Here is an 11,504-nt window from a genome sequence, read left to right on the forward strand (position 1 = left end):
AAGCGGGTGTCGCGATGCCCGCCTCCCATGAAGAATGCCGCCGGCGCAAAGCGCGGGCGGCATTTTTTCCAGCCAGGGCCGGCGGGTTTACATCGAGTCCAGCACCTTGATGCCAAGCAGGTCCAAACCGGTCTTCAGCGTCTTGGCGGTCAGCGCCGACAATTGCAGACGGCTGGCGCGGACTTCGCCCTCGCTCTTGAGGATGGGGCAAGCCTCGTAGAAGCGCGAGAACAGCGTGGCGATGTTGTACAGGTACTGAGACAGATAATGCGGGTAGCAGCCATCCACCACCGCTTGCAAGGTGTCCTCGAACTGCGCCAGCGCGGCGGCCAGGTGCTTCTCGGCCGGCTCGGTGATGACGATGGCGGCATTAGCGTCGTAGCCGTCGGCCTTGCGGAACACGCTCTGCACCCGGGTATAGGCGTATTGCAAATAAGGCGCGGTATTGCCCTCGAAGGCCAGCATGGTGTCCCAGTTGAAGATGTAGTCGCTCATGCGGTTCTTCGACAGGTCGGCATACTTGACCGCGCCGATGCCCACGGCGGCGGCGATATCGCGGCGCTCGGCCTCCGGCAGGTCCGGGTTCTTCTCCGTCACCAGCGCGAACGCGCGCTCTTCGGCTTCCTGCAGCAGCTCGATCAGCTTGACGGTGCCGCCGGAGCGGGTCTTGAACGGCTTGCCGTCGTCGCCCATCATCACGCCGAAACCGACATGCTCCAGCTTCATGCTGTCCGGCGCGAAGCCGGCCTTGCGGCAGATGGAGAACATCTGGGCAAAGTGCTGGCTCTGGCGCGCGTCAACCACGTAAATCACGCGGTCCAGATTCAGGGTTTTGTGGCGATAACGCACCGCGCCCAGGTCGGTGGTGGTGTACAGATAACCGCCGTCCTTCTTCTGGATGATCACGCCCATGGGCTTGTCTTCCTGGGTGCGGAATTCTTCCAGGAACACAACCTGAGCGCCGTCGTCCTCGGTCAGCAGGCTGGCCGCGCGCAATTCTTCGACGATGACCGGCAGGTCGTCGTTATAGGAGGATTCGCCGCGCACGTGCTCGCGCTTGAGGCCGACATTGAGTTTCTGATACACCGCCTCGCAATGCTTCAGCGACACGTCGACGAACTGCTCCCACAGTTTCAAGACGTCCTGGTCGCCGCCCTGCAGCTTGACCACGTAGTCGCGGGCGCGGTTGGCGAAGTCCTCACTCTCGTCGAAACGCACTTTGGCGTTGCGGTAGAAGGTTTCCAGATCGGACAGCTGCAGTTCGGCGTCGCCGGCGTGGCTGGTTTCCACCAGATAGGCGGTCAGCATGCCGAACTGGGTGCCCCAGTCGCCCACGTGGTTGGCGCGCACCACGTCGTGGCCGACGAATTCCATCACTCGGGCCAGCGCGTCGCCGATGATGCTGGAACGCAGATGGCCTACGTGCATTTCCTTGGCCAGGTTGGGCGAGGAGTACTCCACCATCACGCGCTGCGGCGCAACGCGGTTGATGCCTAGCTTATCGTCTTTCAGGGCGGCTTCGCTTCGTCGGGCAAGATATTCAGGGGCTAGATGAATATTGATGAAACCCGGGCCGGCGATTTCCACCTTGTCGGCGATGCCGGCAAGATCCAGCGCGGCGACCACTTTTTGGGCCAGTTCGCGCGGATTGGTCTTGAGCTGCTTGGCAGCGCCCATCACACCATTGGCTTGGTAGTCGCCGAATTCCGGCTTGGACGCCGGCTGCACCACGGCAGGCGCGTCCGGCGCGCCGGCTGCCGCCAGGGCGGCCTGCACCCGTTGATTGATCAGTTGAAGAATAGTCATTAGAGCCCCAAGAATTGCCGCGAAAACGAAAATTAGTCTTCGCTTCTGAAAAAAACTACTTGTTGATTGTATTCCCGCTTGCCATCAGGGGCAATGCTTGCGGCCAAGCCATATCGGCAAAGTGCTCGCCAAGCGGTCGCCCTTGGGATTTTCTGCCGGCATCCGGCTCAAAACCAGCGGGTTTCACCCATGGCCGACAGTCGAAACACCTCGGGCAAAATATTCCATTGCGCTAAGGCGGCGGCAAGGTCATCTTGCGGCTGGTCCAGTGGCTCGTCGGTGAGGATGAAGCTGCCCCAATGCACCGCCCAGGCGGCGCGCGCACCGGTATCCAGCAGGATGCGCACCGCCTCCTCCGGGTTCACATGCTGCGGATGCAGGAACCAGCGCGGCTCGTAAGCGCCTATCGGCAGCAGCGCAAGATCCACCGTGCCCAGGCGCTCGCCTATCAGCCGGAACAATTGGTCCTGATAGCCGGTATCGCCGGGGTACCAGAACTGCAGCCCGTCGCCGCGCACGGCGAAGCCGCCCCACAGCGCGCGGTTCTCATCGCCGATCATCCAGCGCTTGCTCCAGTGATGGGCCGGCGTCAGCTCCGCTTCCACGCCATCCAAGCGGTAACGCTGCCACCAGTCCAGTTCGTGGATGTGCGAAGCCGGCACGCCGGCCTGCCGCAGAATCACCCCCACGCCCAGCGGCGCGGCGAATTGCGGGCAGCCGGCGGGCTGGCGCGCCAGCCGGCGCACAGTGTTGAAGTCGAGATGGTCGTAGTGATTATGGGTGATCAACACCAGGTCCAGCGCCGGCAGCGCCTCCAGCGTCATCGGCGGCGGCAGCTGCCGTTCCGGCCCCGCCCATTGGAACGGCGAAGCGCGCCGCGACCAGACCGGGTCGATCAGGATGTTCTTGCCGCACAGCTGGATGAAGCTGGTGGCGTGAGCCACCCAGGTCAGCGACGGCCGATCCCGGTTGGCGTTCAGCGCGGCCAACTCCGGCGCTTGGCGCGGAATGCGCTCCAGCCGGTGGCGCACCGCCGGCATGCGGCTGCGCTGCCATTCCCAGCGCAGCACGTCCAGCAGCCGCGGCTGCTGGAAGGGAAACAGATTGCGGTAGCCATCGGCTCCGTGATGGGGCTGCTGCGGATCGGGGCGATACACCGGCAGCGGCCAGCGGTGTTGCAGCCAGGGTTTCAATCGCGACATGACATGGAAGTAGCGAGAAAGGGATGGGCATTGTCGCCCATGCCCGGATAAAACAAAAGGCGGCCCGTGCAGGGCCGCCCGTCTTGCTCTCGCGCTCAGAAACTGTACACCGCCTGCGCGCCCAACATATCGTTGCTGCGACGGAAGCGGCCGTCGTTGCGCAGGAACACGTCCTGGCTGGCCCAGTCATGACGGTATTCGAACTTCAGCGTCAGCTGATCCGTCGGGTAGAACAGCAGATCCGCGGTCAGCGCCTGGCGGTTGGCGCCCTTGCAGTCAGTGGCGCCGCTGGCCACGCAGGCCTGCGACACGCCAAAGCCGTTGACGCCGTCGTAGCCGTTGGCGTTGAGCGCCACGCCGGCGCCGCCGCCGCCGTTCTTGCTGTTGTTCAGGTAATCGTAACGCAAGGTGGCGCCCATCTTGCCCAGGATGTCGGTCATCCATTTGCGATGCCCCAGCAAGGACACCCCATACCATTGCGCCGCGCCGCCGTTCCAGGCGGCGTTTTGCTGCCGCCCGTAATCAAACTCGGCGTTGTACTGGATATCGTTCAAGGCGTAGCTGGCGTCGACTTCGGTATAGAAGTAGTTGCTGTACGGATCGTTGCTGGCGCATTGATAGCCAAAACCGCTGTTGCCGGCCAGGCAGCCATTGCTCACCGGCACCGGGTTGCCAGCGGGCTGGGCGGCGCTGGTCAGCAGCGTCTGGCGGCCCGCATTGAAGGACCAGCCCAGATCCAGCGCGCTGCTCCAGGTATAATCGACCCGGCCGGTGAGCGTAGGCGTGTTATTGCTCTTGACGATGGGGTTGCCGTTATCGCTATTGCTGCCGGTGGTCGCCAGGTTGGCATGGGTGCGGTATTGCTCGTTGCCCAGCAGGAATTTCCACGCCCAGTCGCCATGCGCCCAGTTGAAGCCGGCGCCGACGTAGGAACCCGGCACGCTGAAGTCGTACAGCAACCCATGGGTCAGCGTGTTCATCTGGTTGGATTGCTGCATCTCATAGCCGCCGAAGCTATTGACCAGGCCCGCGGTCAGCGACCAGGTGTCCGACAGCGGGTAAGTGAACTGGGCGGTGTTGATGATGTTGTTGCCGCTGCCGCCATCCAGCAGGGTATTGCCGGAACCGCGATTGGGCATGATGCTGATTTCGACGCTGGGCGCGGTGGGGCCGACGCCGAAGGTCTTCTTGATGTCCAGATAAACATCGCCGAAGGTGCTGTTGCTGTAGGCGTAGGTATTCTGGTGATTCAGGAACTGGAAGCCCGAGCTGTTGTTGGCGCGGTTGTAGATATAAGTCGGGTCCAGGTAGCCGGTGACGCTGAGCCCGGCCAGCGGGCCATCGGTGGCGGCGTTGTTGAGCTTGTCCACCTTCAATTCCATGCCGGCCACCCTCTCCTTCAGTTCGGCGTTGGCGTCGTCGGCCGGCGCCTTGGCTTCGGTGGCGGCGGCCACGGCTTGCTGCAAGGCCTGCATCTGGGTCTGCAAAGCCTGCAATTGCGCCTTGAGCTTGGCGATTTCATCCGCCTTGGCATCGGCCAGCGCCATGCCGGGCAGGCCAGCTATCAGCGCGCTGATCAGTATTCTCTTCATTTCCCACTCCCTTGTTGCATGTTTTTGGATACAACATTCGAGAACAGCCTGCGCTCATCCACGGACGCTCCGGCGCGGCATCGCCGCGCCGGCATGCGTGTTTATATTGTTATGCCGCCCGGCTCAAGCCTGGGCGAAAGCCAGTTTCATCTCGCGCTCGCGCTTGCGCTCCGCCATGCGCATATAGATGTTGGCCGCCACCACCCCGGCCGACACCAGCACGATGAACAGCGTTGCCAGCGCATTCATTTCCGGGTTCAGGCCCAGGCGCACCCGCGAGAAGATCACCATGGGCAAGGTGGTGGAACCGGGGCCGGACAGGAAGGCGGTCAGCACCAGATCGTCCAGCGACAGCGTGAACGACAGCAGCCAGCCCGACACCAGCGCCTGCGAGATCAGCGGCAGCGTGATCACGAAGAACACCTTCAAGGGCCGCGCGCCCAGATCCATCGCCGCCTCTTCCAGCGACAGATTCAATTCGCGCACCCGCGACTGCACCACGATGGCGACATAGGACACGCACAGCATCACGTGGCCGATCCAGATGGTGAACACGCCGCGTCCCTCCGGCCAGCCAAAGGCCTGCTCCATCGCGACAAACAGCAGCAGCAGCGAAATGCCCTGAATCACCTCGGGAATCACCAGCGGCGCGTTGATCATGCCGGCGAACAGGGTGAACATGCGGAAGCGCCCGAAGCGGGCCAGCACGAAGCCGGCCCAGGTGCCGATCACCACCGAGGCGGTGGCGGTCATCAGCGCGATCTTGACGCTGAGCCAGGCGGCGTTGATCAGTTCGTCGTCCTGCAATAGCGCGGCATACCACTTGGTGGAGAAGCCGGACCATACCGTCACCAGCTTGGACTCGTTGAAGGAGTACAGCACCAGCAGCGCGATGGGCAGGTAGAGAAAGCCGTATCCCAGGCCCAGCACCAGGAAGGACAGCGTCTTGTTGGGCTTGATCATCTCGCGGCCTCCATATTCTTGACCTGGTAGTGCTGGAACAGTGCCATCGGCACCAGCAGCAACAGCACCATCGCGCAGGTCACCGCGGCCGCCATCGGCCAGTCCATATTGTTGAAGAACTCGTCCCACATCACGCGGCCTATCATCAGCGTGTCGGAGCCGCCCAGCAGTTCCGGAATCACGTACTCGCCCACCGCCGGGATGAACACCAGCAGGCTGCCGGCGATGATGCCGTTCTTGGACAGCGGCAAGGTCACTTGGACAAAGGCCTTCCACGGTTTCGCGCCCAGGTCGTAAGCCGCTTCCAGCAGCCTCAGGTCCATTTTCACCAGATGGGCGTACAGCGGCATGATCATGAACGGCAGGTAGGAAAACACCATGCCGATATAGACCGCCCAGTTGGTGTGATAGAGCCGCAGCGGCGTGTCGATCACGCCCAGCCACAGCAGGAACTGATTGAGGAAGCCATCGTTCTTCAGGATGCCGATCCAGGCATAGACGCGGATCAGGTAGGAGGTCCAGAACGGCAGCATCACCATCATCATCAGGGTGTTGCGCGCGCTGTCCGAGGCCCGGGCGATGTAATAGGCCATCGGGTAGCCGATCAGCAGACACAGCACGGTGGAGACGAAGGCCATCTTCACCGAGCTGATATAGGTGGCGAAGTACAAGTCGTCGCCCAGCATGAACTTGTAATGGCCGATGTTCAGCGCGATGGTGAATACGTCGTTTTCCAGCTTGGTGAGCGGGGTGTAAGGCGGAATGCCCAGTTGTTGCTGCGAGAAGCTGATGCCCACCACCAGCAGGAAGGGCAGCAGGAAGAACACCAGCAGAAACAGGAACGGCATGCCGATGACGGTGGTTCTACCCGACGGCAGCCAACGGCTTAGCTTGAGACTTTTCATGTCAGCACCACATGGCCGGTTTGATCCGGCTCGCTTGCATTGCTTTTGCGCCATCCTCCGCGCCCGTCTGATGCGGGCTGTCGATCGAACGGCCTCCTCTTGAACGCTTCTCCCGGATACCCACGGCCGCGGCGGCCGGACATCGCCTGTCTCACTCCTCCTGATCATGCCGGACGCCGGGCGCGCGCGTCCCCGCCGGCCTGGCCGGCATGGCGTGCTCGCGCTCGGATTGACTATCGGCAGCCGCCGTCCCGGCTCAAGCGGGCGCGGCGGCGGTATTGGACGCCTGCCTCAGCGCCCCGTCTTCAGCTGCGTCCACAGACGGTTCTGCAGGCGCATGATGTCGGACGGCAAGGGCTTGAGCAGGAATAGCGTTTTCACGACGGACTCCGGCGGGTACACCCCCGGGTCGTTGGCGATTTCCGGCTTCACGTATTTGCGCGCGGCGGCGTTGGCGGTTGGATAAAACACTTCGTTCGTGATCGCGGCGTTGACTTCCGGCGACTGGATGTAGTTGATCCATTTAAGCGCGGCCTCGGGATGCGGCGCGTCCTTGGGGATCACCATCACATCGAACCAGAGCGGCGCGCCGCTCTTGGGTATCACATAGGCCAACTGGTACGGCCGCTTGGACTCCTGAGCGCGGTGCTTGGCGATGTTGACGTCGCCGGAGAAGCCCAGCGCCAGACAGATGTCGCCGTTGGCCAGGTCGTTGATATAGCCGGAGGAGTTGAACTGAGTGATGTAGGGCCGGATTTTCTTCAGCGCTTCGAAAGCGGCCTGGTAGTCGGCGGGGTTCTTGCTGTTGGGGTCCTTGCCCAAGTGGTGCAGGGTGACGGCGAACACGTCGTTGGCCTGGTCCAGCACCGATACGCCACAGCCCTTGAGCTTGGATACGTATTTGGGATCGAACAGGATGTCCCAGCTGTCCAGCGGCGCGTCCTTGCCCAGCGCCGCCTTGACCTTGCTCAGATTGTAGCCGAGGCCGTCGGTGCCGTAGGCCCAGGGCACGCCATGGGCGTTGGCCGGGTCGGCGTCGACGATCTTGGCCATCAGCGCCTTGTCCAGATTGGCCAGATTGGGCAGCTTGGACTTGTCCAGCTTCTGGTAGATGCCGGCCTCGATCTGCTTGGCCATGAAGTTGGAGGTGGGCACCACGATGTCGTAGCCGGCGCGGCCGGTCAGCATCTTGGCCTGCAAGGTGTCGTCGCTGTCGTAGACATCGTACTTGACCTTGATGCCGCTCTGTTTTTCAAACCCGGGGATGGTGGACTTGGCGATATAGTCCGACCAGTTGTAGACATTCAGCGCCTTGTCTTCGGCGTGCGCCGCCGCGACCGGCAGCAACATCAGCAATGAACACAGCGCTTTGCGAACCAGCTTATTCTGCATGACAGGCTTCCTAATGGAACGGGCCGCGCTGTCCGACGCCGGGCCTGTGGCCTGCGAGCATCGGGCGACCCGATAACGGCAACCTCAGCGCCACGCTCCCCGCCCGTTGCCGGGCCATGGCGCTGCTCCATTGTCCCCGGCCGCCTGGGCGGACCTGGGTCGAATGCGGCACCAGCTTGCGATGGGCGAGCCGGTTTCCGGCGCCCCCCAGCGCGCTGCTGATGCCAACTTACACCCCGCAGCGCGCCATGCCAGCTATCCGCGCGTTACGGTTTGCAACTTTCGAGGTGTTAAGGGTCATGATTCGGGCCGTTCCGCCCCGCGTTCTAGTTGGCGGGTGTCAATGAACGGCCAGGGAAACCTGCACGCAAAGCTTGCGCTCCCATGCCGATGCGCGAGAACTGGCCGCCAAACGACCATTTCCGCTCACATCATCTCCTCTTGTCTCCACGCTCAGTGGATGTTTAATAAAATTTACATCTCTCTCTGATACGTCACTACTTTTTAACCATATTTTTTTATGCACGCAACTTTTATTGATCTTGCAGTGCAAAAAAATAAACACATGCGCCACAGTCCGATTCCAAATGTTCACTATTATCAACAATCCGAACTGTAACCCACGCCGATCACAGCACCCAAAACGCATGACCGCGACGCAAGGTTGACCGTGGGCGTCGCCAGGGCGAAAAAAAACAGGCGGCCGCGGCCGCCTGTTTTCGCACGATCCAACTCTGGGTCAGAACAGCCGCGCCAGCAGCGCCTTCTCCTTGCCCGCCATGTCGGGAATGCGCACCTGGATGCCGTTGCCGGCGGCCACCGCCACCGGCTCGCCATTGCGCGTCATCTGCGCCAGTTCGATGATCTGGTTGCCGCTGGGGTGGATGATTTCGATGCGATCGCCCACCGCGAAGCGGTTCTTCACCTCGATCAGCGCCCAGCCGTCGGCATCGACCTCGATCACATCGCCCACGTACTGGCTCTGCTTGGCCTTGGAATGACCGGTGATGTAGTTCTGGTATTCCTGAGTCTGGTGGCGCTCCAGGAAACCCGGGGTGTAGCCGCGGTTGGCGAGACCGTCCAGCTCGGCCAGCAGGCCGAGGTCGAACGGGCGGCCGGCGACGGCGTCGTCGATCGCCTTGCGGTAGACCTGGGCGGCGCGCGCCACGTAGTACAGGCTCTTGGTGCGGCCTTCGATCTTCAGCGAGTCCACGCCGATCTTGGCCAGCTTCTCCACCTGCTCCACCGCGCGCAGGTCCTTGGAGTTCATGATGTAGGTGCCGTGCTCGTCTTCGATGATGGGCATCAGCTCGCCGGGGCGGCTGCCCTCTTCGATCAGATAGGTCTTGTCCGCCAACGGGTGGCGTTCGGCGCCGCCGCAGGAGGCGAAGCTCTGATTCGCCTCTTCCAGCGCCTTGTTGAAGTCGAACTTGATGGTCTGCACATCGCCGGCGTCGTCGCCCTGGGTGTCGTGCACCTTGTAATCCCAGCGGCAGGCGTTGGTACAGGTGCCCTGATTCGGGTCGCGATGATTGAAATAGCCGGATAGCAGGCAACGGCCGGAATAGGCGATGCACAACGCGCCGTGCACGAACACTTCCAGTTCGATGTCCGGGCATTGCTGGCGGATTTCGGCGATTTCGTCCAGGCTCAGTTCGCGCGACAGGATGATGCGCGACACGCCCAGCTTCTGCCAGAACTTGACGCCCATGTAGTTGACGGTATTGGCCTGCACCGACAGGTGGATGGGCACTTCCGGCCACTTTTCGCGCACCATCATGATCAGGCCGGGATCGGCCATGATCAGCGCGTCCGGCTTCATCGCGACCACCGGCTCCATATCGGCCATATAGGTCTTGATCTTGCTGTTGTGCGGCAGGATGTTGCTGGCGACGAAGAACAATTTGCCGCGTGCGTGGGCTTCGTCTATGCCCTGCTTCAGCTCTTCCAGCTTGAAGTCGTTGTTGCGGGCGCGCAGGCTGTAGCGCGGCTGGCCGGCGTAGACGGCGTCGGCGCCAAAGTCATAGGCGGCGCGCATCTTGTCCAGCGTGCCGGCCGGCAGCAGAAGTTCCGGTGCTTTCATTGTTTATTCTGGTGGGGTTCGTTGAGCGTGGGCTCAGTGCAGCAGACAGGACATCGGCAACGGCTCGCGGTCCGGCTCGACAAAGCCTTTGCGCGCCGACTCGTCGTCCAGGCGCTCTGAAGAATAATGTTGCAGGATCACCGCGCGGGCGTCGGCCAGCACGTCCGGACAGTGGCTGGCGAACGCCTCCCAGTCCTCGAGCAACCGGGGCTGGCTGGCCATCCGGCTGTACAGGATCACCAGGATCGCCATGGTCAGGGTGTGGTGATACTTCATCGCCGCGCCATTCACCATGGCGAAGCGCGACAACGCGCGCGCGCAGCGGGCTGCGGCTTCCGGCGCCGGGTATTGGCGGCGGTAGGCCCAGGCGGCGTACAGGTGCGCGCGGTGGTTGAAGTCGGATGCAGGCAGCGCATTGGTTTCCAATTGGCGCAGGAATGCCTGATGGTCCATGACTCGGTTTCTCCGAAAATTCCAAAAAGCAAAGGCTCCACCCGATGTGGAGCCCTGACCCTCGTTGATACGGGGGCGATTATGCGCGGCCTGCCGATGCCAGTCAAGTGCGCGCGCAGTCGCAAACGCGACATTAAGCCGCTGTTTTAAAATCCTTTTCTGGTTTAAGGTCTTTTCGCCAAAGCCAGCAGCGCGCTGAACTGGCCGATCAGCGCCAGCAGCATGAGCAGCGGACACAGAATGGCCAGCAGCGGCCCCGGGCCGCTGTCCAGGCCGCGCCACAGCGCCGAGCTGAGCGCGAAAACCAGGGTGCTGAGCAACAGCACCGTCATGGCGAAGCGGCGCTGCTTTTGCATCTTTTTAAACAAATTCAATAGCATGTTTGCTGATTCCGGATAAGGCCGTTGGCATGCTAGCCGGCGGCGGCGGTGTCGTCTTCGCTCAAGGCGCGCAGTATTTCCAGTTCCTGCGTGGAAAAACCCGCCCGTTCACGGGCGGCCAGATTATACGCGCCGCGGTAAAGCTGGACATCGTGGCGCCGCAGCAGTTCCTGGAAACAGGTTTCCGGCTCCAGGCCGCGCTGGCGGCACAGCCGGGCAAACCAGGCGTTGCCGATGCGCACATGGCCCACTTCCTCGCGCAGGATGATGTCCAGCACCGCCACCGTGTCATGATCGCCGATGCCGGCCAGCCGCCGCTGTATGCCCGGCGTCACGTCCAGGCCGCGCGCTTCCAGCACCCGCGGCACCAGCGCCATGCGCGCCAGCGGGTCGTAATCGGTCTTGCAGCTCATCGCCCACAGGCCGTTGTGGGCGGGGAAGTCCCCGTAGTCGCAATCCAGCGCCCGCAGCCTCCGCCGCAGCATGGCGAAATGGCGCGCCTCCTCCGCCGCCACCTGCAGCCAATCGCTGACAAAAGCGTCCGGCATCTCGCGGAAACGCCAGGCGGCGTCCAATGCCAGATTGACCGCGTTGAATTCGATGTGGGCGATGGCGTGGATCAGCGCCGCGTGGCCCTGGCGCGTGGACAGGCTGCGCTTGGGCACCTTGGCCGGGTGCACCAGCTCCGGCCGCGGCGGACGCCCGGCCTCGGGCAAGGCATAGGGCGG

General features: G+C 62.6%; 10 protein-coding genes. All 10 read right to left on the reverse strand.

The window, feature by feature from the left end:
* Positions 1–87: 87 nt before the first annotated feature.
* Entirely contained in the window at positions 88–1,806 is a 1,719-nt protein-coding gene (gene argS / locus LQT98_RS05375) for an arginine--tRNA ligase (RefSeq protein ID WP_048410291.1), read from the reverse strand.
* 167 nt (positions 1,807–1,973) lie between these two features.
* Entirely contained in the window at positions 1,974–3,008 is a 1,035-nt protein-coding gene (locus LQT98_RS05380; protein WP_231461402.1) for an MBL fold metallo-hydrolase, read from the reverse strand.
* A gap of 95 nt (positions 3,009–3,103) precedes the next feature.
* The gene (locus tag LQT98_RS05385; RefSeq protein WP_231461403.1) at positions 3,104–4,600 is read right to left on the reverse strand and encodes a DUF3138 family protein; all 1,497 of its coding nucleotides are present in this window, start codon (positions 4,598–4,600) and stop codon (positions 3,104–3,106) included.
* Positions 4,601–4,723: 123 nt separating this feature from the next.
* Positions 4,724–5,563 (reverse strand): ABC transporter permease subunit, encoded by an 840-nt coding sequence (locus tag LQT98_RS05390; RefSeq protein WP_048410288.1) that lies wholly within the window; start codon positions 5,561–5,563, stop codon positions 4,724–4,726.
* A complete protein-coding gene (locus tag LQT98_RS05395; RefSeq protein ID WP_048410287.1) occupies positions 5,560–6,468 on the reverse strand; it encodes an ABC transporter permease subunit in 909 nt (302 codons plus the stop codon). The genes LQT98_RS05390 and LQT98_RS05395 overlap by 4 nt, the downstream gene beginning before the upstream one ends.
* Positions 6,469–6,759: 291 nt before the next feature.
* On the reverse strand, positions 6,760–7,860 hold the full coding sequence (locus tag LQT98_RS05400; protein WP_048410286.1) for a polyamine ABC transporter substrate-binding protein: 1,101 nt from the start codon (positions 7,858–7,860) through the stop codon (positions 6,760–6,762).
* A 739-nt stretch (positions 7,861–8,599) separates the two neighbouring features.
* Positions 8,600–9,943 (reverse strand): prephenate-dependent tRNA uridine(34) hydroxylase TrhP, encoded by a 1,344-nt coding sequence (gene trhP / locus LQT98_RS05405; protein ID WP_048410285.1) that lies wholly within the window; start codon positions 9,941–9,943, stop codon positions 8,600–8,602.
* Positions 9,944–9,976: 33 nt separating this feature from the next.
* Positions 9,977–10,396, reverse strand: a complete 420-nt coding sequence (locus LQT98_RS05410; RefSeq protein WP_048410284.1) for a hypothetical protein — start codon at positions 10,394–10,396, stop codon at positions 9,977–9,979.
* 164 nt (positions 10,397–10,560) lie between these two features.
* Positions 10,561–10,776: a hypothetical protein gene (locus LQT98_RS05415; protein WP_048410283.1), complete on the reverse strand. Its 216-nt coding sequence runs from the start codon at positions 10,774–10,776 to the stop codon at positions 10,561–10,563.
* 32 nt (positions 10,777–10,808) lie between these two features.
* A partial coding sequence (locus LQT98_RS05420; RefSeq protein WP_231461404.1) for a ferritin-like domain-containing protein occupies positions 10,809–11,504 on the reverse strand: 696 nt, incomplete at its 5' end.

Source organism: Chromobacterium aquaticum, from assembly GCF_021129195.1.
GTDB classification, from domain to species: domain Bacteria; phylum Pseudomonadota; class Gammaproteobacteria; order Burkholderiales; family Chromobacteriaceae; genus Chromobacterium; species Chromobacterium aquaticum.

Bases quoted from the DNA above. Each gene is read 5' to 3' on its own strand.
- argS (WP_048410291.1), bottom strand. From the start codon at position 1,806: ATGACTATTCTTCAACTGATCAATCAACGGGTGCAGGCCGCCCTGGCG.
- LQT98_RS05380 (WP_231461402.1), bottom strand. From the start codon at position 3,008: ATGTCGCGATTGAAACCCTGGCTGCAACACCGCTGGCCGCTGCCGGTG.
- LQT98_RS05385 (WP_231461403.1), bottom strand. From the start codon at position 4,600: ATGAAGAGAATACTGATCAGCGCGCTGATAGCTGGCCTGCCCGGCATG.
- LQT98_RS05390 (WP_048410288.1), bottom strand. From the start codon at position 5,563: ATGATCAAGCCCAACAAGACGCTGTCCTTCCTGGTGCTGGGCCTGGGA.
- LQT98_RS05395 (WP_048410287.1), bottom strand. From the start codon at position 6,468: ATGAAAAGTCTCAAGCTAAGCCGTTGGCTGCCGTCGGGTAGAACCACC.
- LQT98_RS05400 (WP_048410286.1), bottom strand. From the start codon at position 7,860: ATGCAGAATAAGCTGGTTCGCAAAGCGCTGTGTTCATTGCTGATGTTG.
- trhP (WP_048410285.1), bottom strand. From the start codon at position 9,943: ATGAAAGCACCGGAACTTCTGCTGCCGGCCGGCACGCTGGACAAGATG.
- LQT98_RS05410 (WP_048410284.1), bottom strand. From the start codon at position 10,396: ATGGACCATCAGGCATTCCTGCGCCAATTGGAAACCAATGCGCTGCCT.
- LQT98_RS05415 (WP_048410283.1), bottom strand. From the start codon at position 10,776: ATGCTATTGAATTTGTTTAAAAAGATGCAAAAGCAGCGCCGCTTCGCC.